At 71.8% G+C, this 22,912-nt stretch carries 20 protein-coding genes; 16 read left to right on the forward strand and 4 right to left on the reverse strand.

What is annotated here, in order from left to right; genetic code table 11:
• Positions 1-23: 23 nt before the first annotated feature.
• The 10 genes from ACIRVH_RS02335 to ACIRVH_RS02380 all read left to right on the forward strand — a co-directional run bounded on the left by ACIRVH_RS02335 (position 24) and on the right by ACIRVH_RS02380 (position 8,510).
• Complete coding sequence (locus ACIRVH_RS02335; protein WP_403947410.1) at positions 24-1,082, forward strand: 3-keto-5-aminohexanoate cleavage protein; 1,059 nt, start codon at positions 24-26, stop codon at positions 1,080-1,082.
• A 43-nt stretch (positions 1,083-1,125) separates the two neighbouring features.
• Positions 1,126-2,100, forward strand: a complete 975-nt coding sequence (locus ACIRVH_RS02340) for a quinone oxidoreductase family protein (RefSeq protein ID WP_403947411.1) — start codon at positions 1,126-1,128, stop codon at positions 2,098-2,100.
• Positions 2,101-2,140: 40 nt separating this feature from the next.
• Complete coding sequence (locus ACIRVH_RS02345) at positions 2,141-3,040, forward strand: TauD/TfdA dioxygenase family protein (protein WP_403947412.1); 900 nt, start codon at positions 2,141-2,143, stop codon at positions 3,038-3,040.
• A gap of 93 nt (positions 3,041-3,133) precedes the next feature.
• Positions 3,134-4,420 (forward strand): MFS transporter, encoded by a 1,287-nt coding sequence (locus ACIRVH_RS02350; RefSeq protein ID WP_403947413.1) that lies wholly within the window; start codon positions 3,134-3,136, stop codon positions 4,418-4,420.
• Positions 4,417-5,034, forward strand: coding sequence for an RBBP9/YdeN family alpha/beta hydrolase (locus ACIRVH_RS02355; RefSeq protein WP_403947414.1), 618 nt, complete (start codon positions 4,417-4,419; stop codon positions 5,032-5,034). The genes ACIRVH_RS02350 and ACIRVH_RS02355 overlap by 4 nt, the downstream gene beginning before the upstream one ends.
• On the forward strand, positions 5,031-5,204 hold the full coding sequence (locus ACIRVH_RS02360; protein WP_403947415.1) for a hypothetical protein: 174 nt from the start codon (positions 5,031-5,033) through the stop codon (positions 5,202-5,204). Before ACIRVH_RS02355 ends, ACIRVH_RS02360 begins: the two co-directional genes overlap by 4 nt.
• Positions 5,205-5,298: 94 nt before the next feature.
• The gene (gene pcaC, locus ACIRVH_RS02365; RefSeq protein WP_403947416.1) at positions 5,299-6,588 is read left to right on the forward strand and encodes a 4-carboxymuconolactone decarboxylase; all 1,290 of its coding nucleotides are present in this window, start codon (positions 5,299-5,301) and stop codon (positions 6,586-6,588) included.
• A gap of 35 nt (positions 6,589-6,623) precedes the next feature.
• Positions 6,624-7,259, forward strand: coding sequence for an MBL fold metallo-hydrolase (locus ACIRVH_RS02370; protein WP_403947417.1), 636 nt, complete (start codon positions 6,624-6,626; stop codon positions 7,257-7,259).
• Positions 7,260-7,295: 36 nt separating this feature from the next.
• Positions 7,296-8,075 carry an exodeoxyribonuclease III gene (locus tag ACIRVH_RS02375; protein ID WP_403947418.1) on the forward strand — a complete coding sequence of 260 codons (780 nt, stop codon included), beginning with the start codon at positions 7,296-7,298 and terminating at the stop codon, positions 8,073-8,075.
• A 15-nt stretch (positions 8,076-8,090) separates the two neighbouring features.
• Entirely contained in the window at positions 8,091-8,510 is a 420-nt protein-coding gene (locus ACIRVH_RS02380) for a DUF6278 family protein (RefSeq protein ID WP_403947419.1), read from the forward strand.
• A gap of 121 nt (positions 8,511-8,631) precedes the next feature.
• On the opposite strand, the gene ACIRVH_RS02385 is transcribed toward ACIRVH_RS02380, so the two are convergent.
• Positions 8,632-10,197, reverse strand: coding sequence for an alpha/beta fold hydrolase (locus tag ACIRVH_RS02385; protein WP_403947420.1), 1,566 nt, complete (start codon positions 10,195-10,197; stop codon positions 8,632-8,634).
• Positions 10,198-10,303: 106 nt separating this feature from the next.
• The gene (locus tag ACIRVH_RS02390) at positions 10,304-11,056 is read right to left on the reverse strand and encodes a hypothetical protein (protein WP_403947421.1); all 753 of its coding nucleotides are present in this window, start codon (positions 11,054-11,056) and stop codon (positions 10,304-10,306) included.
• A gap of 142 nt (positions 11,057-11,198) precedes the next feature.
• Between ACIRVH_RS02390 and ggt the strand changes: the two genes are divergently transcribed.
• Positions 11,199-13,001, forward strand: a complete 1,803-nt coding sequence (gene ggt, locus ACIRVH_RS02395) for a gamma-glutamyltransferase (protein WP_403947422.1) — start codon at positions 11,199-11,201, stop codon at positions 12,999-13,001.
• A gap of 3 nt (positions 13,002-13,004) precedes the next feature.
• Here ggt and ACIRVH_RS02400 read toward each other — a convergent pair whose 3' ends face one another.
• Together ACIRVH_RS02400 and map are read right to left on the reverse strand one after the other, a co-directional pair.
• Entirely contained in the window at positions 13,005-15,545 is a 2,541-nt protein-coding gene (locus ACIRVH_RS02400; RefSeq protein ID WP_403947423.1) for an ATP-dependent Clp protease ATP-binding subunit, read from the reverse strand.
• Positions 15,546-15,621: 76 nt separating this feature from the next.
• Positions 15,622-16,389, reverse strand: coding sequence for a type I methionyl aminopeptidase (gene map / locus ACIRVH_RS02405; protein ID WP_403947424.1), 768 nt, complete (start codon positions 16,387-16,389; stop codon positions 15,622-15,624).
• 64 nt (positions 16,390-16,453) lie between these two features.
• On the opposite strand from map, the gene ACIRVH_RS02410 reads away from it, so the two are divergent.
• The 5 genes from ACIRVH_RS02410 to ACIRVH_RS02430 all read left to right on the forward strand — a co-directional run bounded on the left by ACIRVH_RS02410 (position 16,454) and on the right by ACIRVH_RS02430 (position 22,858).
• Positions 16,454-16,705, forward strand: a complete 252-nt coding sequence (locus tag ACIRVH_RS02410) for a helix-turn-helix domain-containing protein (protein ID WP_403947425.1) — start codon at positions 16,454-16,456, stop codon at positions 16,703-16,705.
• Between the two features lie 148 nt (positions 16,706-16,853).
• Positions 16,854-18,983, forward strand: a complete 2,130-nt coding sequence (locus tag ACIRVH_RS02415; protein WP_403947426.1) for a hypothetical protein — start codon at positions 16,854-16,856, stop codon at positions 18,981-18,983.
• A gap of 157 nt (positions 18,984-19,140) precedes the next feature.
• On the forward strand, positions 19,141-19,983 hold the full coding sequence (locus ACIRVH_RS02420; protein WP_393481663.1) for a nitrilase-related carbon-nitrogen hydrolase: 843 nt from the start codon (positions 19,141-19,143) through the stop codon (positions 19,981-19,983).
• Entirely contained in the window at positions 19,980-21,263 is a 1,284-nt protein-coding gene (locus tag ACIRVH_RS02425; RefSeq protein WP_403947427.1) for an aspartate aminotransferase family protein, read from the forward strand. Before ACIRVH_RS02420 ends, ACIRVH_RS02425 begins: the two co-directional genes overlap by 4 nt.
• Before the next feature lie 17 nt (positions 21,264-21,280).
• Positions 21,281-22,858: a PucR family transcriptional regulator gene (locus tag ACIRVH_RS02430; RefSeq protein ID WP_403947429.1), complete on the forward strand. Its 1,578-nt coding sequence runs from the start codon at positions 21,281-21,283 to the stop codon at positions 22,856-22,858.
• Positions 22,859-22,912: the final 54 nt, after the last annotated feature.

Genomic DNA, 22,912 nt, shown 5'->3' on the forward strand with positions numbered 1-22,912 from the left:
CCCTTACGACAAGGAGAAGCACCGTGCACTTCCACGACGACTCCCTCTTCCCCGAGAACCAGGAAAAGCTGGTGATCCAGGCCGCGCCGTACGGCCCCGAATGGCTTCCCGGGGACGCGGACGACCTGCCGCTGACCATGGACGAGCACGTGCAGGCGGCTGTCGACTGCCACAACGCCGGCGCGACGGTGCTCCACATCCACGTGCGCGAGCTCGACGGCAAGGGCTCCAAGCGGATGTCCATGTTCAACGAACTGCTCGGTCGGCTGCGCGAGGCCGTGCCGGACATGGTGCTCCAGATCGGTGGTTCGATCTCCTTCGCCCCCGAGGGCGAGGGCGGCGACGCCAAGTGGCTCGCCTACGACACCCGCCACCTGCTGGCCGAACTCACCCCGGCGCCCGACCAGGTGACGATCGCGATCAACACCAGCCAGATGAACATCGTCGAGATCATGAACGACGACGACCTGGAGGGCACGTCGATCGCGAAGCCGGACTACTACCGGGCCTACCGCGACATGGTGGTCGAGGCCGGTCCGGAGTTCTACGTGGAGCATCTCAAGCGCCTGCACGCGAACGGCATTCAGCCCCACTTCCAACTCGCCCACCTGGCCCAGCTGGAGACCGTGGAGCGGCTGATCCGCTCCGGCGCCTACACCGGGCCGCTGATCCTCAACTACGTGGCCATCGGCGGCGGTTTCGCCGGCCGGCACCCTGCCGACCTGGTCGAGTTCATCCGCCGCGTGCCGGACGGCGCCGTTCTCACCATCGAGAGCTCCATGCGCGCCGTGGCCCCGATGAACGCCGTGGCCATCGCCCTCGGCCAGCACGTGCGCGTCGGCAACGAGGACAACCTCTGGCGCGCCAAGGGCGAGCGGATGTCCTCCGTGGCCCAGGTCGAGCAGATGGTGAGGATCTCCGAGGCGCTCGGCCGCGAGATCGCCACCGGAGCGGACGCCAAGCGGATCTACCGGCTGGGCGAGTACTACGCGGACGCCGACGAGACCCTCGCCCGGCTCGGCATGGTGCCCAACCGCCGCCCGGGACAGCGCGGCTTCATGCTGCGCGACGTCCAGGCCTGACCCCCGGCCCTTCCCACCCTCACGAACCCTCCGGGAGCTACCCGTGGCACACGCCGTCCGCTTCTACGAAACCGGTGGCCCTGACGTCCTCACCTGGGAGGAGGTGTCCGTCGGCGACCCCGGGCCGGGCCAGGTGCGCATCCGGCACGAAGCCGTCGGCCTCAACTTCGCCGACACGTATTTCCGCACCGGTCTCTACCCGGTACGGCTGCCCGACGGCATCGGTGTCGAGGCCGCCGGCGTGGTGGAGGCGGTCGGTGCGGGCGTCACCCACGTCACCGCCGGGGACCGGGTGACGTACACCGGAAGCCCGCTCGGTGCCTACAGCACCGAACGGGTCATGGACGCCTCGCACCTGATCCCGTTGCCCCGGGGGATCAGCTGCGAGACGGCGGCCGCGATGACCATGCGCGGCCTGACAGCGGCCTACCTGCTGCGCAGGATCCACCCGCTGCGGGAGGGGGACACGGTGCTGCTGCACGCCGCCGCGGGCGGCGTGGGCCTGATCGTCTCCCAGTGGGCCGCACTGCTCGGCATCCGTGTGATCGGAACGGTCTCCAGCGAGGAGAAGGCGGAGATCGCCCGCGCACACGGATGCGAGCACGTCATCCGCTACCGGCACGAGGACGTGGCCGAGCGGGTGCGGGAACTGACCGACGGCGCCGGTGTACCGCTGGTGCTCGACAGCGTCGGCAAGGACACCTTCGCGGGCTCGCTGGCCTCGCTGGCCCGCCGTGGCCTGCTCATCTGCTTCGGCACCGCCTCCGGTCCCGTGCCACCGATCGACGCCATGCAACTCGCCGTCCGGGGCTCGCTGTTCGTCACCCGGCCCGCCCTCGCCGACTACATCGCCGACCCCGCCGAACGCGATGCCCTGGCCGGAGAACTGTTGGATCACGTCTCCTCGGGGCGCATCGCCGTCGAGATCAACCAGCGCTACCGGCTCGAGGACGCCGTCCAGGCCCATCGCGACCTGGAAGCCGGTCGGACCGTCGGGTCCTCCGTCTTCGTCCTGTGAGCCCGGCACCCTCGACCCACCTCCCCTGGAGTGAGCACCCATGCCCGACACCCTGCCGTCTCCCGCGCGCTCCGGCGCGCGGCGCACCTCGGTCCAGGTCGAGCCGCTGACCTGCACCATCGGCGCGGAACTCACCGGTGTGAACCTCGCCGACGCGGCCCGTGACGACGACCTCTTCGCCGAGATCAAGAACCTGCTGCTGCGCCACAAGGTCCTCTTCCTGCGGGACCAGGACATCTCGCGTGCCGACCACGTCGCGTTCGCCTCGCGCTTCGGCCCGCTGGAGGACCACCCCGTCGCCGGCAGCGACCCCGACCACCCCGGACTGGTCCGCATCTACAAGGACCTGAACAGCCCCCCGGAGCACTACGAGAACGCCCTGCACACGGACGGCACCTGGCGGACGAACCCGTCGATGGGCGCCGTACTGCGTTGCGTCGAGTCGCCCCCGGTGGGCGGCGACACGATCTGGGTCAACATGGCCGAGGCCCATCGACGCCTCCCCGAGCACATCAAGAGCCGGATCGAGGGGCTGCGCGCCCGGCACAGCATCGAGGCCACCTTCGGCGCCGTCCTGCCCGAGGACCGGCGCCACGCGCTGAAGGAGCGGTTCCCGGACGCCGAGCACCCGGTCGTGCGCACTCATCCCGAGACGGGCGAGAAGATCCTCTTCGTCAACGCGTTCGCGACGCACTTCGTCAACTACCACACGCCCGAGAACGTGCGTTTCGGCCAGGACTACGCGCCGGGCGCGAGTCAGCTCCTCGGCCATCTGATCAGCCAGGCCGCGATCCCCGAGTACCAGGTGCGCTGGCGCTGGAGCCCGAACAGCGTGGCCATCTGGGACAACCGCTCCACCCAGCACTACGCCGTCCAGGACTACTGGCCCGCCGTCCGCAAGATGGAGCGCGCCGGGATCGTCGGCGACAGACCGTTCTGACCTGCCATTTCCCAAGCAGTCGAGGTGATGACAATGGAGTTTCACACCACTGCGCCGTCCACGGCCCCGAACGCGTCCGCGTCGGAATGGCCCGTGTCCAGAGGCTATGCCTGGACGGTCTTCGCGCTCGGTTTCGGCCTGCTGCTGTCCGACTACATGTCCCGCCAGGTCCTCAACGCCGTCTTCCCGATGCTCAAGGCCGAGTGGCTGCTGTCCGACGGCGCCCTCGGCTCGCTGAGCGGCATCGTGGCCCTGGCGGTCGGCGTGCTCACCTTCCCGATGTCCCTTCTGGCCGACCGCTGGGGGAGAGTGCGCAGCCTGCTGCTCGCCGCCACGATGTGGAGCCTGGCCACTCTCGGGTGCGCCGTGTCGGCGAACTACGGCGAGATGTTCGTAGGCCGGCTCTTCGTCGGCATCGGCGAGGCGGCGTACGGCAGTGTGGGGATCGCCGTGGTCCTCAGCATCTTCCCGGTCGCCCTGCGGGCCACCCTCTCCGGTGCCTTCATCGCGGGCGGCGCCTTCGGCTCGGTGCTCGGCGTCGCCGTCGGGGGCGCCGTGGCCCAGGCGGCCGGCTGGCGCTGGGCGTTCGCCGCGATGGGGGTCTTCGGCCTCGTGCTCGCCGCGGTGTTCGGCGCCGTGGTCAAGGAGAGCCGACTGGCACCGCGCGGGCGGCCCACCGGCGGTGAGGACGGCGGACCGGCGCGCGGACGACTGCGCGCCCATCTGCCCCGCCTGTTCTCCTCCGTCTCCGTCATCAGTGCCTACGTCGGCAGCGGACTGCAACTGTTCGTCGCAGGTGCGCTGTTGTCCTGGCTGCCGAGCTTCTTCAACCGCTACTACCACATGGCACCGGCCAGGGCCGGCGGGGTCGCCGGCGGCTTCGCGATGATCATCGGCATCGGGATGATCCTCGGGGGTGTCGTCTCCGACCGCATCAGCTCCGCAGCCCCGATCCGCAAGTGGGCCGTCGCCGCCGGCTGCAGCTTCGGCTCGCTCCTCCTGCTGACCCTCGCCTTCCAACTTCCCACAGGACCAGCCCAGTTGCTGGCTCTGGCCGTCGGCTCCCTGCTGTCGGCCGGCGCCGCCGGACCCGCGGCCGCCATGGTCGCGAACCTGACCCCGGCCGCCGTCGCCGCGACCGCGTTCGCCACCCTCACCCTGGCCAACAGCCTGCTCGGGCTGGCCCCGGGGCCCGCGGTCACGGGCGCGCTCGCGGACCGCCTCGGTCTGCTGGGTGCCCTGCGCATCGTGCCCCTCGTCGCGGTCGCGGCCACGGTGGCCTTCCTGGTCGGCAGGCACTGGTACGAACGCGGCCTCCTCCGCCTCGACGCCCCCGCCACGAAGGCGGAGCCCAAGCACCCGTCGGAGATTGCCTCATGAGCCCCACCGCGGAACCCACCGTGGTCGTCGTCCCCGGTCTGCGCGACCACGTCGCGGACCACTGGCAGACCCTGCTGGCCGAACGGCTCGCCGAGGCCGGCCGCGCCGTCCGCACCGTTCCCCCGGCGGAGGGCAACCGACTGCGCCTGGACGTCCAGGTCGGCAACCTGGCCGCGACGCTGGCACCCCTGGACGGTCCGGTCCTGCTGGTCGCCCACAGCGCCGGAGTCATCACCACCGTCCACTGGGCGCGACGCCACCGCGCAGACGTATGCGGCGCGCTGCTCGCCACGCCGCCGGACTTCGAGGCACCGCTGCCGGACGGCTACCCCACCCCTGCCGAACTCGCGGAGAACGGCTGGACCCCCGTGCCCCGGACGCCGCTGCCCTTCCCCAGCCTCGTGGCCGCCAGCGCCGACGACCCGCTCGCCGCTCCGGAGCGCGTCGCCGGGCTGGCCCGGAGCTGGGGCAGCCGCCTCGTGGAGCTGGGCGCGGTCGGCCACCTCAACCCGGCCTCGGGACACGGCGCGTGGCCCTCGGCCGAGGAACTGATCCGCATGCTGGAGTCCGGCAGCGCACGGCTCGGGGTGACGCGCACCGGAGGCCGTCCATGACACCGGACACCGAGCCGCTGTTGCCGGTCGAACGGCTTCTGCAGGGCGCGCGTGTGGCCGACGTCACCGGTCCGGGATCCGTCACCGACGGCCACATGCCGGACTGGTTCGCGGAGTTCGCCGCACGGACGAACGGGAGCGGGAGCGCGAACGTGAGCGGCGGCACGTAGAGGTTCTTCACGAAGCTCCCACAACGTGGGACGGCCGGCGCGGGGCTCCGACCCGGGCATCCGGGAACCGGTGAGATGTGAGAGCGTGCAGGGCGTGAGTGAGACACCGACGAACACCCTGCAGTACCGCTTCGACGGCCCGGAGGACGCCCCGGTCCTCATCCTCGGCCCTTCCCTCGGTACGACCTGGCACATGTGGGACCGCCAGATCCCCGAGCTGACGAAGCAGTGGAGGGTCTTCCGGTTCGACCTCCCGGGCCACGGCGGTGCCCCCGCCCACCCGGCCGGATCCGTCGGTGAGCTGGCGGCCCGCCTGCTGGTGACCCTCGACGCGTTCGGTGTGCAGCGCTTCGGCTATGCGGGCTGTGCGCTGGGCGGTGCGATCGGCATCGAGCTTGCCCTGCGCCACCCCGAGCGCCTCGCCTCGCTCGCACTGGTCGCCGTCTCGCCCCGGTTCGGCACCCCCGACGAGTTCCGCCAGCGCGGGGTGGTCGTCCGGACCAACGGACTCGACCCGATCGCCCGGACCTCGCCCGACCGCTGGTTCACCGGCGGGTTCGCCGCCGCGCAGCCCGCGATCACCGAGTGGGCCGTACAGATGGTGCGCACCACCGACCCGGGCTGCTACATAACCGCCTGCGAGGCCCTCGCCGGGTTCGACGTCCGGCCCGAGCTGGGCCGGATCGGCGCGCCGACCCTGGTGCTGGTCGGCTCCGAGGACCAGGTCACCGGACCGGCCGAGGCCCGCACCCTGGTCGCGGGGATACCGGACGCCCGGCTCGCGGTCGTGCCCGGCGCCTCCCACCTGGTGCCGGTGGAGCAGCCCGCCGCCGTCACCGACCTGCTGGTGCGGCACTTCTCCACCGCCTGGCAGCAGCCCTTCGACACCGGTCAGACGGCCCTCCCGGCCGTCCCCGTCAACCCGGCGCTGACGGCGGCGCCGCAGGTCGTGCCCGTCGCCGAGATCGCCCCCGCCGTCGTACCGCCGCAGCCGCTCGGGCTGCCCGACCGGTACGAGGCCGGGCTGAAGGTCCGCCGGGAGGTGCTCGGCGACGCGCACGTGGACCGGGCGCTCTCCCAGGCCGACGAGTTCTCCGGGGGCTTCCAGGAGTTCATCACCCGCTACGCCTGGGGCGAGATCTGGGACCGGCCCGGTCTGGACCGCCGTACCCGCAGCTGTGTCACGCTCACCGCGCTGGTCGCCGGCGGCCACCTGGAGGAGCTGGCCTTCCACACCCGCGCCGCCCTGCGCAACGGCCTCACCCCGGACGAGATCAGGGAAGTGCTGCTGCAGGCGGCCGTGTACTGCGGTGTCCCGGCGGCGAACAGCGCCTTCCGGGTGGCCCAGCAGGTCATCCGCGAGGAGACCACCCCCGCCGAGTGAGCCCCGGGCCGCCGCAGGCGGCAGGATGGGGAGACATGAAGCTCACCAAGAAGTCCCACGCCTGCGTCCGCCTGGAGAAGGACGGGCGGACGCTCGTGATCGATCCCGGCGGGTTCAGCGAGCAGGACGCGGCGGCCGGCGCGGACGCGATCCTCGTCACGCACGAGCACCCGGACCACTTCGACGAGGGCCGGCTGCGGGCCGCCCTGGAGGCGAACCCGGCTGCCGGGATCTGGACCCTGAAGTCCGTGGCCGACCAGATCGCGGCGGCCTTCCCGGGTCGGGTGCACACCGTCGGTCACGGCGACACGTTCACCGCCGCGGGCTTCGACGTGCAGGTCCACGGCGAGCTGCACGCGGTGATCCACCCGGACATTCCGCGCATCACCAACGTCGGCTACCTGATCGACGGCGGCCGGGTCTTCCACCCCGGCGACGCCCTCACCGTCCCCGAGCACCCCGTGGAGACGCTGATGCTCCCGGTGCAGGCGCCGTGGAACAAGATCTCCGAGGTGATCGACTACGTCCGTGAGGTGAAGCCGCAGCGTGCCTACGACATCCACGACGCCCTGCTGACCGACCTCGCCCGACCGATCTACGACCGCCAGATCGGCGCCCTCGGCGGCACGGACCACCAGAGGCTCACCCCGGGGGCGTCGGCGGACGTCTGAGGCGCGCTGTCACACCCGCCGGGTAGGTTGTGAGACATGCGCATCGCTACCTGGAACGTGAACTCGATCACCGCCCGCCTCCCGAGGCTGCTCGCCTGGCTGGAGAGCACCGGCACCGACGTGCTCTGCCTCCAGGAGGCCAAGATCGCCGAGGAGCAGTTCCCGTTCGACCAGCTGCGCGAACTGGGCTACGAGGCGGCGGTCCACGCGACCGGCCGGTGGAACGGCGTGGCGGTGCTCTCCCGCGTCGGCCTGGAGGACGTCGTCAAGGGCCTGCCCGGCGACCCCGGCTACGAGGGCGTGACCGAGCCGCGCGCCGTCTCGGCGACCTGCGGCCCGGTCCGCGTCTGGTCGGTGTACGTGCCCAACGGCCGTGAGGTGGACCACCCGCACTACGCCTACAAGCTCCAGTGGTTCGAGGCCCTGAAGGCCGCCGTCGCCGGTGACGCCTCCGGCAGCCGTCCGTTCGCGGTCATGGGCGACTACAACGTGGCGCCCACCGACGACGACGTCTACGACGTGGCCGCCTTCGAGGGTTCCACCCACGTGACCCCCGCCGAGCGCGCCGCCCTGGTCTCCCTCCAGGAGGCGGGCCTGTCGGACGTCGTGCCGCGGCCCCTGAAGTACGACCACCCGTACACGTACTGGGACTACCGCCAGCTCTGCTTCCCCAAGAACCGCGGCATGCGCATCGACCTGGTGTACGGCAACGAGCCGTTCGCGAAGGCCGTCAAGGACTCCTACGTCGACCGCGAGGAGCGCAAGGGCAAGGGCGCGTCCGACCACGCGCCGGTGGTGGTCGACCTGGACGTGTGATGCCAGGCTGGGGCCATGAACATTCCGTTCCTGGGCCCCAGGCACCACAAGAACGGTGGCGCGGCACTGCCGGCCGACCCCGAGTCGATCGCCGCGCTCCTGTCCGAATGTGAACTGCTCCGCTCCCAGGCGGACGAGGCGGGCGTCCGCCTCGACGACACGCCGGCTTCCCTGGAGGCGTTGGACCAACTGGTCCCGCGCTGGCGCGACGACGCGGAGCTGCTGCCCTGGCTGGGCAGCGACGCCGGGCTGTACCTGGGCACGGTCGTCGTGCGCACCGTGCCCGGGGCCGGCTGGGAGATCAGGTCCGACGGCGAGCCCGTGCTGCGGCTCGCCTCCGGCCGTGAGGTCGAGGTCGTGGACGCCGGCCGGGCCTGGGCCGCGACCGGCGTCCCCGAACTGTCCCAGCTGTACGGGGAGATCGCCGAGGCCTGACGGCGACTACGCCTGGATCGCAGACCTCGACTACGATGAGCCGTTCATCCCTGTGGTGATGGTGATCTCGCCGAACCGCACCGGGATACATGGGCCAGGCTCGTCCGGCGGCAGCCGATGATCACTGCTCGCGCACGGGGACGGACACGTATGACGGGTCGTCCGACGGCGAGGAGAAGGTCAGCTGCGCGCCGGACGGGTTGTGCTCGATGTAGAGCGGGTCGACGGTGTCGACGACCAGCGCGAGGCGGTGCCCGGCGGGTACGTCGTAGGCGGTGGAGAACAGGTCCAGGTTCACGTCGAACGGCTCGCCGGGCGTCCGATCGTGCCAGGTGTAGGGCGCGTTGGTGACGAGCTTGCCGAAGCCGAGCGGCCCCACGTCGTACAGGTAGGCGATGAGGGTGCCGCTCTCCTTGGTCGGGGTGAGTGTGGTGTGCAGCGTGGCCGTGCCCCGCACCTGCTGGGCCGTGCCGTACCGCTCCGACTGCCACACGGCCGCCCAGCGGCGCGGCAGCAGCGGGATCGAGGCGACGGGCGGCAGTTGGGCGACCTGGTCCAGGATGCTGGACAGGAAGACGATCCCGCCGTCCGCGCCCGAGTCGACGTTGGCGTGGATGGTGGTGGAGCCCGCGAGCGCGAGCTTGGTGCGGGTCGCGCCGACCGACTTCCAGTCCGGGTAGCCCTCGTATCCCCCCGCGCTACGGGACTTGAGCTGGACGGGCTGCTCGCGGTCGATGCCGTTGTCGGCGCCCTTGAGGTAGTGGTCGAACCAGCGCCCGGTGTCCGTCCACACGTCGTTGGGCAGCCCGAACAGGCCGGTCAGCTCGGCCGTCGCGTGGTCGCCGGGGCGCATCTCCAGGCGCTTCGGGACGGTCAGCTTCTCGTAGAAGTCGGCGTAGGAGTTGGCCGGGAAGATCGTGTCGCCCCAGGCGTTGGCCATGAGGACCGCGGCGCCGTTCTTGTTCAGCTGGTCGAGGTAGGTCGCGGCGGAACGCTTGCGCCCCCAGTCGATCATCTCCTGTTCCTTGGTCAGGTTGGAGGCGTAGAAGTTGTCGAAGATCTCTCGGAGTTCGGGGCTCTCGCGGCCGGTGATGATGCCCGCGCCGTCGAGCAGGGCGCCCGCCTGGACGTGCTGGGTGCGGCCCGAGTAGATCGAGTCGATCAGGTCGGCCCAGCCGCTGAGCGCGGCGACGGCCTTGATGCGCTTGTCGTGGGCGGCGGCCAGCAGGCTGATGCCGGCGCCGTAGGAGACGCCCGCCATGCCGATGTGCCGCGGGTCCGCGGGGGTGTTGGCGAGCGCCCAGTCGATGACCTTGGATGCGTCCGCTATGTCCGGCGGACCCGCCACTTCTATCTCGCCGCCGGACTGCCAGAACCCGCGCACGTTGTACGTGAGCACCACGTAGCCGGAGTCGGCGAGCTTCTGTGCCTGGGCGAGATACTCCACCTGCGGCAGGCCCCAGCTCGTGGGCAGCACGATGAGCGGGTAGTCGTGCGAGCCGTCGGCGCCCGTGGGCGTGACGACGTTCGCCTTCAGTACGGTGCCGCCGTCGCCCGTGATGTCCACGAAGCGGACGGACGAGGCGGCCTGGGCGGCCGGAGCCAGGCCGACGACGGTCCCCGCGATCAGCGCCGCGGAGACGACTCCTGCGGCGGAGGTGCGCAAGGTGGTGCGACCGTGTCCCATGGGTCACTCCTCACTCGTGTCAGTGCAAAGTGACCCGACGGTAACCGGTGGAACTTACCGTAAGTAACCCGTCAGTAAGTTACGTGCCGGTAAAGTTTGTTGAGCGTCAAGAGGCCCGGTGCGACGCACGCACAGTTTCCGCCGCCGGGAGAGGCGCCTGCGCCGCCCGTGTCACGTCCGCGACCAGCTCGACCAGATCGGGGCCGTACGCCTGGGAGTTGACCACTTTCAGCAGCAGCACGAAGGTGCCGTTGCCGTGCTTGCGGTGCAACCGCTCGTGGTTGCGGGCCAGATAGCGGGTGGCGGCCTGGTTGGTGATGGCCCGCTGCCCGCAGAACAGGAACACCGGCCGGGTGTTCTCTCCGGCGCTGAGCCGGGCGAGCAGGACGTACTCGGAGACGCCCGGCTCCAGGCGGTACCGCTCGCCGCCGATCTGGAAGGCGCCACGTTCCGGGCCGGGTTCGGGATCGATGTTCACGCGGATGCCGGGGAGCATCGCCGCCATGTGGGCCAGCATCCGCCGGTTCGACGCCGGGCCGCCCACGCAGAACTCGGTGCGCTCGCCGAACCCCTGCTGGGTCGCGTCCTGCGTCACCATCTGCAGGTGCGCCCCGCAGTCCTTGATCAGGGCGGAGAGCTCCAGGAGGGCGAAGACGTCGAAGCGGTGCACGGCCGGCTCCGAGGTGGCCGGGTCGCGGTTGACGACGAGCAGGGACTCCGAGTTCTCGGGCAGCCCGAAGAACTCCTGTTTGCGCCGCAGCTTGCGCCGCCACAGGTAGGTACGGGCCAGCCACCCGAGTGCGGCACTGATGCCGGCCGCTATGAGGCCCAGGACGATGTTGCGCACGTCGTCGTTCATGGCCGCGCATGGTAGCGGGCCCGGGCGACGACTACGTACCGGCGTTCGAACTGTGACCGTCGTGCGGCGGGCGGCCCAGGCGTACTGTTGGCTTTACGGCAATCTCGTTACGCTGCGCGGACGGTCCCGACGGGAGGTACGGATGGGTCGGCCTGGCGCGCGGAAACTGGCGGTGCTGGCGGTTTCGGCCGCCATGGTGTCGGTGGGAGCGGCGGCCCCGCCCGCCGCAACGAGCGAGACGCCCACGAAGGTTCCGGTGGCCGTCGGCTACGGCGGAGCCGTGGCCAGCGTCGACGCGGACGCCTCGGCCGCCGGCATCGAGGTGCTCAGGAAGGGTGGCAACGCGGTCGACGCGGCCGTCGCCACCGCCGCCGCGCTCGGCGTCACCGAGCCCTACTCGGCCGGCATCGGCGGAGGCGGCTACTTCGTCTACTACGACGCCAAGTCCCGTACGGTGCACACCGTCGACGGCCGCGAGACCGCGCCGCTGACCGCCGACGCCGACCTGTTCACGGAGAACGGCAAACCGCTCGCCTTCGCCGACGCCGTCAGCAGCGGCCTGAGCGTCGGCACCCCGGGCACGCCCGCCACCTGGCAGACGGCGCTGGACCAGTGGGGCAGCAGAAGCCTTGGTACGGTCCTCAGGCCCGCCGAGCGGATCGCCCGCGACGGCTTCACCGTCGACGACACCTTCCGCTCGCAGACCGCGTCCAACGAGACCCGGTTCCGCTACTTCCCCGACACCGCCCGGCTGTTCCTGCCGAACGGACAGCTCCCGGTCGTCGGCTCCACCTTCAAGAACCCCGATCTGGCCGGCACTTACGAGGAACTGGCCAGGAAGGGCGTCGGCGCGATCTACCACGGCGACCTGGGCGACGACATCGTCGACACGGTCGACAAGCCGCCGGTGGACCCGGGTTCGGGCTGGAAAGCCCGCCCGGGCAAGCTGACCGAGAAGGACCTGGCCGCCTACGGCGCCAAGCTCCAGAAGCCCACCAGGACCTCGTACCGCGGTCTGGACGTGTACTCCATCGCGCCCTCCTCCTCCGGCGGCACCACCGTCGGCGAGGCGCTCAACATCCTGGAGAAGACCGACCTCTCGAAGGCCAGTGAGGTGCAGTACCTGCACCACTACATCGAGGCGAGCCGCATCGCCTTCGCCGACCGCGGCCGCTGGGTCGGCGACCCCGCCTTCGAGGACGTACCGACCAGGGACCTGCTGTCGCAGCGGTACGCCGACTCGCGCGCCTGCCTGATCAAGGACGACGCGGTCCTCAGCAGCCCGTTCGCACCCGGCGACCCGCGCCACCCCGCAGCCTGCGGCACCGGCGGTACGGCGGCCCCGACGACGTACGAGGGCGAGAACACCACTCACCTGACCGTGGCCGACAAGTGGGGCAACGTCGTCTCCTACACGCTCACCATCGAGCAGACCGGCGGCAGCGGCATCACCGTGCCCGGCCGGGGCTTCTTGCTCAACAACGAGCTGACCGACTTCTCCTTCGCCCCGGCCAACCCTGCCGTGCACGACCCGAACCTGCCCGGTCCTGGCAAGCGGCCGCGCTCCTCCATCTCACCGACCATCGTCCTCGACCGGCACGGCCGGCCGGTGGTGGCGCTCGGCTCGCCCGGCGGCGCGACCATCATCACCACCGTGCTGCAGACCCTGACCCAGTTCCTCGACCGGCATCTGCCACTGGTCGACGCGATCGCCGCCCCACGCGCCAGCCAGCGCAACGCGGCCCAGACCGAACTCGAACCAGGCCTGTACAACAGCGACTTGAGGGCCCAGCTGGAGGCCATCGGGCACAGCTTCAAGCTGAACCCGGAGATCGGCGCGGCCACCGGCGTCCAGCGGCTGCCGGACGGCAGGTGGCTGGCCGCCGCCGAGAAGGTACGACGCGGCGGCGGCTCGGCGATGGTGGTCGATCCGGCGGCGCCGTGACCGTCACACCTCGGGAGCGGACGGCTGCGCCTGCTGCGCACGGAAGTCCAGCCGTCCGTCCCTGACGTCCACCGTGACCCGGCTGCCCGGGGCGATCGTGCCGTCCAGCAGCAGCCGGGACAGCTGGTTGTCGACCTCCCGCTGGATGGTGCGGCGCAGCGGGCGGGCACCGTACTCCGGCTGGTAGCCGCGCTCGGCGATCCAGTCGACGGCCGCGTCCGTGAACTCGACCGAGACGCTCTGGCCGTCGAGCAGCCGGCGGGTGCGCTCCAGCAGCAGGTCGGTGATCTGCCGCAGCTGCTCGCTCGTCAGCTGCCGGAACACGACGATCTCGTCGATCCGGTTCAGGAACTCCGGCCGGTAGTGCTCACGCAGCGGGCGCAGGATCTGCTCGCGCCGCGCCTCCTCGTCGGCCTCCGCGCCGCCCGGCCCGAAGCCGATCCCGGCACCCCGCCGGGTGATCACGTCGGAGCCGAGGTTGCTGGTCATCACGATGACCGTGTTGGTGAAGTCCACCGTGCGGCCCTGCGAGTCGGTCAGCCGCCCGTCGTCCAGGACCTGCAGCAGGATGTTGAAGACGTCCGGATGCGCCTTCTCCACCTCGTCGAGCAGGAGCAGCGAGTACGGGTACCTGCGCACCACCTCGGTGAGCTGGCCGGCCTCCTCGTGGCCGACGTACCCGGGCGGAGCGCCCACCAGCCGGGAGACGGTGTGCCGCTCCTGGTACTCGCTCATGTCGAGCCGGACCATGCGGTCCTCGCTGCCGAACAGGGCCTCGGCGAGCGCGCGGGCCAGCTCGGTCTTGCCGACGCCGGTGGGACCGAGGAACAGGAAGCTGCCGATCGGCCGGTCCGGGCTCGCGAGCCCGGCGCGGGAGCGCAGCACGGCCTCGGCGACCACGCTCACCGCCGCCTCCTGGCCGACCACCCGCTGGTGCAGATGCGCCTCCAGCCCCAGCAGCCGCTCCTTCTCCTCCTGGGTCAGCCGGCTCACCGGGATGCCGGTCTGCCGGGACACCACCTCGGCGATGGCCTCCGCCGTCACCTCCAGGTTCTGCCCCTCGTCGGCCTCGTCCCCGCCACTGGCCTCGGCGATCCGCTGCTTCAGCGCGCCGATCTTGTCCCGCAGCTGGGTGGCCTGCTCGTACTGCTCGTCGGCGACCGCCTGGTCCTTGTCGCAGACGAGCTGCTCCACCTCGCGTTCCATCGTGCGCACGTCGGTGCCCTTCGTCCGGGCGCCGAGGCGCACCCGGGCGCCGGCCTGGTCGATCAGGTCGATCGCCTTGTCGGGCAGGCGCCGGTCGGTGAGATAGCGGTCCGACAGCTCCACGGCGGCCACCAGCGCCTCGTCGGTGTAGCGGACCTGGTGGTGGGCCTCGTACCGGTCGCGCAGGCCGCGCAGGATCTCGATCGCGTCCTCGGCGGTCGGCTCGGGCACCAGGATCGGCTGGAAGCGCCGGGCCAGCGCCGCGTCCTTCTCGATCCGGCGGAACTCCTCCAGCGTGGTCGCCCCCACGATGTGCAGCTCGCCCCGGGCGAGCGCGGGCTTGAGGATGTTGCCCGCGTCCATCGCACCGCCCTCGCCGCCCGCACCGGCGCCGACGACCGTGTGCAGCTCGTCGATGAAGACGATCAGCCGGTCCGAGTGGGCGCGGATCTCCTCCACGATGTTGTTCAGACGCTCCTCGAAGTCGCCCCGGTAGCGGGTGCCCGCGACGACCCCGGTCAGGTCCAGGGCGACCACCCGCCGCCCGGCCAGGATGTCCGGCACGTCCCCGTCCGCGATCCGCTCCGCGAGCCCCTCCACGATGGCCGTCTTGCCGACACCCGCGTCGCCGATCAGCACGGGGTTGTTCTTCCCGCGCCGGGACAGCACCTCGATCGTCTGCTCGATCTCCTCGTCGCGGCCGATGACCGGGTCGACCCGGCCCTCCCGGGCCAGCTCGGTCAGATCGCGGCCGTACTTGTCGAGCGTCGGCGTGGACGTGGGCCGCTGGCGCTCCGTGCGCGTCTGGGGGGCCTCCGGGGCCTCGGGCGGCAGGGCGCCCGCCGAGAAACGGGCCGCGTGCAGGATGTGCCCGGCCGCCGAGTCCGGGTTCGCGGCCAGCGCGCTCAGCACATGCTCCGGGCCGATGTATCCGGCGCCGCTCGACCGCGCCAGGTCGTGCGCGTCCAGCAGGGCCCGCTTGACGGCCGGGGTGAGCGAGAGCGACGTCGGCGGGGGCGTCTCGCCCGGCGGGTGCTGGACCGGGCCCGCGCGGTCGTCGATCTCCGTCGCGAGCGAGTCGGGGTCCGCGCCGGACCTGCTCAGCAGGGATCTCGTCGGCTCGGTGGCCAGGGCCGCCCGCAGCAGGTGCTGCGTGTCCAGGTCCCGGCTGCCGTGCTCGGCGGCGTACTGGGCGGCCCCTCTCACCATCTCCCGGGCCGGCTGGCTGAGCAGGCGGCCGATGTCGATGTGGCGGGGACGCTCGGATCCGCCGGGGGTGCCGCCGAGGAAGCGGCCCAGGAAATCACCGAAGGGGTCGGGAGGGTAGCCGTCGGTCATGACGTTCCGTTCCTTTGGTGTTCGTTCATTTCACCTTGGCACGGATGGTCTCCGACGGCATCGCGGGGCGCCTGTCCTACCGTTGCGTGAGAATGCGCGGGCCCGCTTCCGTGATCGCCACGGTGTGCTCGGCGTGGGCCGCGCGGGAGCCGTCGCTCGTGCGCAGCGTCCAGCCGTCGTCCGCTTCGTAGTAGGCGTCCTTGCCACTGCCGATCAGCATCGGCTCGATCGCCAGGACCATGCCGTGGCGCAGCGGGAGTCCCCGGCCCGGGCGGCCCTCGTTCGGGACCTCCGGGTCCTCGTGCATGTGGCGGCCCACGCCGTGGCCGCCGAAGCCGGCGGGGATGCCGTAGCCGGCCGTGCGGCAGACCCGGCCGACGGCGTGGGCGATGTCGCCGATGCGGTTGCCGACGACGGCTGCCTCGATGCCGGCCGCCAGGGCGCGCTCGGCGGTGTCGACGAGATGCAGGTCCGCCGGGCGGGGGCGGCCGACCGTGAAGCTGATCGCCGAGTCGCCGGCCCAGCCGCCCAGGTGGGCGCCGCAGTCGATGGAGACGAGGTCGCCGTCGCGGAGGCGGTAGCGGGTGGGGATGCCGTGCACGATCGCGTCGTTGACCGAGGCGCAGATCACCGCCGGGAAGGGGGTCGGGGCGAAGGAGGGCCGGTAGCCGAGGAAAGGGGAAGAGGCTCCGGCCTCGCGCAGCACCTCCCGGGCCACCTCGTCCAGCTCCAGCAGGGAGACGCCGACGCCGGCGGCCTTTCGTACGGCTGTCAGGGCTCGTGCGACGACCTGGCCCGCCGCATGCATCGCGTCAAGGGACGTGTCCGTCTTCAGTTCCACCATGCCAATTACTATACCGGTATTTGAATGGGGTTGACGGCGAGGGGGCGGTATTAGAATGGGTGTCATGGTGCGCACCCCTCTCACCCCCGAAGAGCGTGAACGCGGCGAACGGCTCGGACGGTTGCTGCGCGCGGCGCGCGGCGGGCGAAGCATGGCCGAGGTCGCGGCGGAGGCGGGCGTCTCGGCCGAGACGCTCCGCAAGATCGAGACCGGACGGGCACCGACCCCGGCCTTCTTCACGGTGGCCGCGCTGGCCGGGGTGCTCGGGCTGTCCATGGACGAGCTGGTGACGCACTGCGTGCTGGTGGGTGTCTGAAACGCGCCTGTGCTGGGCCGGTCCGCGCAAGAGTCGAGATCGCGCAATGAGCCGCCCGCCCACTCCCGGAAAACTCTGCGTAGCAAGCCCGTAACACAGCTGGTGTTGCCTGGCGGCCGGAGTGCTGGCAGTCGGGCGGGAGTCGGGCATGGCTGTGGATCAACTCCCCGGTCGGGTACGGGAGTTCGCGAACTACCTGGACGGCCTCCTGGGGCGCCTCGATCAGGGGGGCGGGTGGTGCGGGGTCTTCTGGCAACGCGACCCCGAGGGCATGCAGGCCTGCCTCGACGGGCGCGAGGTGTCGCCGTGGGACGTGGTGGAGGCGCTGCTGCAGGACCTCCATGCGGCGTTCGGCCCCGCCGCGGCAGCGGCCGAGCGGGAACGCGCCCGCGTCCTGCACTCCGCCGCCGTCTCGGCGTACGACGCCCGGCCCGGCGCCCGGGACGCCCTGCGCGACCGGCTCGACGTGATGCTCCGCGAACAGCGGTACGCCGCGGAACGCCAGGCCGAACTGAACCGCCTGCTCACCGAGGCGCCCTCCCGCGAGGAGGCCGACGCCCTCCGCCTGGACCTCGCCTGGGCCCACGACGACCACGAACGAGCCACCGCCCGCTGCGCCGAACTGCAGGCCAGGATGGTGAACCTGGACCGCAGGGCGGTGGAAGTGCCGCTCCTGGACGGGGCGGAAGCCCGGGGTGCGGGCGAGGGGGGAGTGCCGGGTCCTGGCGGTGCAGCCGTGGGTGGCGCCGGTGGGCCGGGTGGGTCCGGTGCGGTGGGCTTTGGTGGTGGCGGGGCGGTAGGTGACGGTGGTGCGTCGCAGGCATCGCATGGTGGCTTTGGCGGTGCTGTGCGGGCGAGTGGCGATCGCGGGCCGCTTGCGCCCGGTGCTGACGGCTACGGCGGTGCCGGGGCAGGTGGCAGGTCTCGTACGTCTGGTGCGGAGGGCTTCGGCGGCGCCGCGGCAGTCGGGGGCGGCGGGGCTGCCGTGCCCGGAGGGATGGGTGCTCCTGGCGCCGCCTGGCGTGGAGCCGCGTCAGCCCCCTTCCCCTCACACGATGCCCGGGTCGCCGACCACGACGGACGGTTCGCCGCGTCCACCGGTGACAGTCGGGACTCCTGGTTCGCCGGGCCGGTCGCCGACCACGCCCCTCGGCCCGCCGCGCCTCACACCGGCCAAGTGGCCCGTCAGGCCGGGGTCGTGACGGGTCCGTCCTCCTGGCCCGCCGCGTCGGATGCCGACCCTGTGGTTGGTCGGCCGGAGTCAGCGGTGGATCCCGCCTCGCGGCCCGCCGTGCCGGACGCGGGCCCAGCGGCCCGTCAGGCCGGGTCCGTGATGGGTCCTTCCCCATGGCCCGCCCCGTCGGATGCCGGTCCTGAGGCTGGTCAGGGCGGTTCCGTGACGGATCCGGCCCCATGGCCCGCCCGGGCGGACGCCGGCCCGGCGGCACGCCCGGCAGGTGCCGTCACCGGCCCGGCGGTCGCTCCGCCCGCCGCGCACCCCACCCACGAGGTCAGCCCTGTGCCCGCCCCCGAGGCACCCACCCCCGCCAAGCCCCGCAAGCGGCGCCGCGGCAGTGCACGCTTCGCCGGGATGGTCGAGGACGCGGGCGCCCCGGTTGCCGTACCGCAGGCTCCTGTTGCGGCCGCACCCGAGGCGGCCGCCGGACGGCGCACCCCGCGTGGGGCGCGGTTCGCCGGGGCCACGGAGGGCGAGGCGGTCGAGGGGCCCGTGGAGGTGGCGGTGGATGCCGAGGCGGGCGCTGCCGTCGTGGGGGTCGTGGAGGAGCTGGTGCGGCTGCGGGGTGAGGGGCGTACCGGTGAGGCGCATGTGCTGTTGGTCGAGATCGCGCGGTGGCCCGCCGCTCGGTTCCCGCTGCTCGCGGACCGGCTGCAGCATGCCGGGCTCGGTGCCGACTGGGCCACGCTGCTGTGGGAGGCCGCCTCGCTGCCCGCCGAGCGGCTGGTCGCCGCCGCCGACGCGCTGGAGGCTGCCGGGCGACTCGCGGACGGGCAGGAGATGCTGCGGCAGGGCGTGGCCAGGCCGGCCGAGGAGATAGGCGCCGCCGTGCTGGGGCTGGACGCGGAGGGGCGTGGGCGCGAGGTGCGGGCCCTGCTGGACGCCTATGTACGGGTCCGGACGCCGGAGGAGGCCGCCCGCAGCGCCGGCGCCGATCCGCGCCGCCTCGTCCCGCTCCTGCTGGAGGCCGCCCGGGGTGTCTCGGAGGAGCGCCACTGGGACCTGGTGCACGCCCTGAGGGTCGCCGGGTTCACCGCCTGAGCGTCCTTCCGCTCACCCTAAGGAGTGTGAAACGTGATCGACTCAGCGGGTTAACGACGATGGTCTTGGCAAGGACTTCCTCGAGGCTTACTTTCGTCCCTCTACGGGCCGTTTCTACGGGCGTAGAGGCTCGGACGTCGCGTCGAAGGAGCAGCTCATGGCCAACGTCGTACGTGCCGCACTGGTTCAGGCCACCTGGACCGGCGACACCGAGTCCATGGTGGCGAAACACGAGGAGCACGCCCGCGAGGCGGCCCGTCTGGGCGCGAAGATCATCGGGTTCCAGGAAGTCTTCAACGCCCCCTACTTCTGTCAGGTCCAGGAGCCGGAGCACTACCGCTGGGCCGAGCCGGTGCCCGACGGGCCCACCGTGCGGCGGATGCGGGAGCTGGCCCGCGAGACCGGCATGGTGGTCGTCGTCCCCGTCTTCGAGGTCGAGCAGTCCGGCTTCTACTACAACACCGCCGCCGTGATCGACGCCGACGGCACCTACCTCGGCAAGTACCGCAAGCACCACATCCCCCAGGTCAAGGGCTTCTGGGAGAAGTACTACTTCAAACCCGGCAACCTGGGATGGCCGGTCTTCGAGACGGCCGTCGGCAAGGTGGGTGTCTACATCTGCTACGACCGCCACTTCCCGGAGGGCTGGCGGCAACTGGGTCTGAACGGCGCGCAGTTGGTCTACAACCCGTCCGCCACGCATCGAGGTCTGTCCTCGTACCTGTGGCAGCTGGAACAGCCCGCCGCTGCCGTCGCCAACGAGTACTTCGTCGCCGCCATCAACCGGGTGGGGCAGGAGGAGTACGGGGACAACGACTTCTACGGGACGTCGTACTTCGTCGACCCGCGCGGCCGGTTCGTCGGCGACGTCGCCAGTGACAAGGACGAGGAACTCGTCGTCCGGGACCTGGACTTCGACCTCATCGACGAAGTGCGGCAGCAGTGGGCCTTCTATCGCGACCGCCGTCCCGACGCCTACGAAGGGCTGGTGCAGCCGTGAACGACCTCTACTCCCGCCACCGGGGTGTCCTGCCCGACTGGCTGGCCCTCTACTACGACGAGCCGCTGGAACTCACGCACGGCGAGGGCCGCCATGTCTGGGACTCCGCAGGCAACAAGTACCTGGACTTCTTCGGCGGCATCCTCACCACCATGACCGCGCACGCCCTGCCCGAGGTGACCAAGGCGGTCAGCGAGCAGGCCGGCCGGATCCTCCACTCCTCGACCCTCTACCTCAACCGGCCGATGGTCGAACTGGCGGAACGCATCGCCCAGTTGAGCGGCATCCCGGACGCCCGCGTCTTCTTCACCACCTCCGGCACCGAGGCCAACGACACCGCCCTGCTGCTCGCCACCACCTACCGGCGCAGCAACACGGTCCTGGCCATGCGCAACAGCTACCACGGCCGCTCCTTCAGCGCGGTCGGCATCACCGGCAACCGCAGCTGGTCCCCGACCTCGCTGTCCCCGCTGCAGACCCTGTACGTCCACGGCGGCGTCCGTACCCGGGGTCCGTTCGCCGGGCTGGACGACCGCGCGTTCATCGACGCGTGTGTCGAGGACCTGAAGGACGTCCTCGGGCACACCCGCCCGCCGGCCGCGCTGATCGCCGAGCCCATCCAGGGGGTCGGCGGCTTCACCTCACCGCCGGACGGGCTGTACGCGGCCTTCCGCGAGGTGCTGAACGAGCAGGGGATCCTGTGGATCGCCGACGAGGTGCAGACCGGGTGGGGCCGCACCGGCGACCACTTCTGGGGCTGGCAGGCCCACGCCCGGAGCGGCCCGCCGGACATGATCACCTTCGCCAAGGGCATCGGCAACGGCGCGTCCATCGGCGGGGTGGTCGCCCGCGCCGAGATCATGAACTGCCTGGACGCCAACAGCATCTCGACGTTCGGCGGCACCCAGATCACCATGGCGGCCGGCCTCGCGAACCTCACCTACCTCGTCGAACACGACCTGCAGGGCAACGCCCGGCGCGTCGGCGGACTGCTCATCGAGCGGCTGCGGGCCGTCGCCGCCCAGCTGCCGGGCGTGCGGGAGGTGCGCGGGCGCGGACTCATGATCGGCGTCGAACTGGTCAAGCCGGAGACGGACGAGGCCGATCCGCAGGCGGCCTCCGCGGTCCTGGAGGCGGCCCGTGAGGGCGGTCTGCTGATCGGCAAGGGCGGTGGTCACAACACCAGCGCGCTGCGCATCGCCCCGCCGCTGTCACTGACCGTCGCGGAGGCAGAGGAGGGCGCGGCGATCCTCGAACGCGCACTGAGGAGCACGTACTAGAGAACGGGTGTACCGCCATGACCACCACCTCGGTGACCTCGCAGGCCGGCTTCGAACCCGCCCTCTCCGTCCGCCAGGTGCTCACCCTGGAGCGGGTGCAGGCCGGGGAGCCCGAGGTGGTGGCCGGGGCCGGGCAGCTCGACCGGCCCGTGCGCTGGGTGCACGTCGCCGAGGCCGCCGACGTCGGCGTGATGCTCAGCGGCGGCGAGATGGTGCTCACCACCGGTGTGCTGCTCGCCGGTGACGAGGCCAAGCAGGTCGAGTACATCCAGTCCCTGCACCGGGCGGAGGCCGCGGCCGTCGTACTCGGGCTCGGCCGGGCCTTTCCCGCGCCGCCCGAGGTGATGCGCCGGGCCGCCGAGCGGTGCGGGCTGCCCATGGTCGTCCTGCACCGGCCCTTCCCCTTCGCGGAGTTGACGGAGGAGGTCCAGTGCCGGCTGGTACGGCGGAAGTTCGCCGCCGTGAGCCTGTCGGAGACCGTACGGACCGCCCTCACCGGGCTGATCACCGCGGGCGCCCCGTTGCAGCAGCTGCTGGACGAGGTCGCCCAGCACAGCGGCTGCCCGGTCGTCGTCACCAACCTCGCCCACCGCGTCCTCGCCACGGCGGGGGAGCGTCCCGCGGTGGACGACGTGCTGCGCGACTGGGAGAGGATCGCCCGGCAGGCCGGTGGCAGCGTGGGCGACGGCTGGATCCACGCCGAACTCGGCGGACGCGGGGAACGCTGGGGCCGGCTGCTGCTGTGCGGGTACCGGGGCGACACGGCCACCGGGCGGCTGCTCGCCGAACGGGCCGCCGAGGCCCTGATCCTGCACCGCATGCTCGGCGGTGGCTCCGCCCACACCTGGGAGGAGCAGTCCGCACAGAGCCTGGTGACCGACCTCGTCTCCGGAGTCGTACCGGCCAGGCAACTGCTGCCCCGGGCACGGGCGGCCGGGCTGCCGGTGAACCGGCGGACCTTCGTACCCCTCGTCGTCCCGGCCGGGGAGACCGGACAACTTGAGCGCGTCCTACGGGTGCTGGGCCTGTCCGGGCTGGTCGCCGAACTGGCCGACGGCGCCACCGCCGTACTGCTCAGCCTCGCCCGCGACCAGCAGGCCGACGCACTGACCGCGCACTTCGCGGCCCGGCTGCGGACCGAGACCGGCCTGCCCAACACGGTGGTCGCCGCCGCCGATCCGCGCATCGACTGGGACGACGTGCCGGCCGGGCTGCGTGAGGCCCAGCATGTCGCCGACGCCGTGGCCGACTCGTCGGGCGCCCGCGACCTGCCGGCCGTCGTGCGCCTGCGGGACGTCCATCTGCGCGGCCTGATCCGGCTGCTCAGGGACGACCCGCAGGTGCAGTCCTTCGCCGAGCGCGAGTTGGACGGGCTGCTGTGCGGGGCCGACCAGGAGCTGCTGAACGTGCTGCGCACCTATCTGGCGACCGGGCGCAACAAGTCCCGTACCGCCCAGCTCCACCATGTCTCCCGGCCCGCCCTCTATCGGCGTCTGGAGGCGATACAGACCCGGCTGGGCGTCGACCTCGACGACTTCGAGCAGGCGGCCTCCGTGCACATCGCGCTCCTCGCGCACGACGCGCAACAGGGGTGAAACATGCTACGACCTGGGAAAACGGCGGTGAAACATGGGCTCGCAGACGCGTGA

It is taken from the genome of Streptomyces sp. NPDC101165, assembly GCF_044768135.1.
In the GTDB taxonomy this organism is placed as follows: Bacteria; Actinomycetota; Actinomycetes; order Streptomycetales; family Streptomycetaceae; genus Streptomyces.

What these genes read in the sequence shown, in the direction of transcription:
- ACIRVH_RS02420 (WP_393481663.1), top strand. Translation starts at nt 19,141, where the DNA reads ATGGCCAACGTCGTACGTGCCGCACTGGTTCAGGCCACCTGGACCGGC.
- ACIRVH_RS02345 (WP_403947412.1), top strand. Translation starts at nt 2,141, where the DNA reads ATGCCCGACACCCTGCCGTCTCCCGCGCGCTCCGGCGCGCGGCGCACC.
- ACIRVH_RS02375 (WP_403947418.1), top strand. Translation starts at nt 7,296, where the DNA reads ATGCGCATCGCTACCTGGAACGTGAACTCGATCACCGCCCGCCTCCCG.
- ACIRVH_RS02390 (WP_403947421.1), bottom strand. Translation starts at nt 11,056, where the DNA reads ATGAACGACGACGTGCGCAACATCGTCCTGGGCCTCATAGCGGCCGGC.
- ACIRVH_RS02380 (WP_403947419.1), top strand. Translation starts at nt 8,091, where the DNA reads ATGAACATTCCGTTCCTGGGCCCCAGGCACCACAAGAACGGTGGCGCG.
- ggt (WP_403947422.1), top strand. Translation starts at nt 11,199, where the DNA reads ATGGGTCGGCCTGGCGCGCGGAAACTGGCGGTGCTGGCGGTTTCGGCC.
- ACIRVH_RS02355 (WP_403947414.1), top strand. Translation starts at nt 4,417, where the DNA reads ATGAGCCCCACCGCGGAACCCACCGTGGTCGTCGTCCCCGGTCTGCGC.
- ACIRVH_RS02415 (WP_403947426.1), top strand. Translation starts at nt 16,854, where the DNA reads ATGGCTGTGGATCAACTCCCCGGTCGGGTACGGGAGTTCGCGAACTAC.
- ACIRVH_RS02430 (WP_403947429.1), top strand. Translation starts at nt 21,281, where the DNA reads ATGACCACCACCTCGGTGACCTCGCAGGCCGGCTTCGAACCCGCCCTC.
- ACIRVH_RS02370 (WP_403947417.1), top strand. Translation starts at nt 6,624, where the DNA reads ATGAAGCTCACCAAGAAGTCCCACGCCTGCGTCCGCCTGGAGAAGGAC.
- ACIRVH_RS02410 (WP_403947425.1), top strand. Translation starts at nt 16,454, where the DNA reads ATGGTGCGCACCCCTCTCACCCCCGAAGAGCGTGAACGCGGCGAACGG.
- map (WP_403947424.1), bottom strand. Translation starts at nt 16,389, where the DNA reads ATGGTGGAACTGAAGACGGACACGTCCCTTGACGCGATGCATGCGGCG.
- ACIRVH_RS02385 (WP_403947420.1), bottom strand. Translation starts at nt 10,197, where the DNA reads ATGGGACACGGTCGCACCACCTTGCGCACCTCCGCCGCAGGAGTCGTC.
- ACIRVH_RS02360 (WP_403947415.1), top strand. Translation starts at nt 5,031, where the DNA reads ATGACACCGGACACCGAGCCGCTGTTGCCGGTCGAACGGCTTCTGCAG.
- ACIRVH_RS02400 (WP_403947423.1), bottom strand. Translation starts at nt 15,545, where the DNA reads ATGACCGACGGCTACCCTCCCGACCCCTTCGGTGATTTCCTGGGCCGC.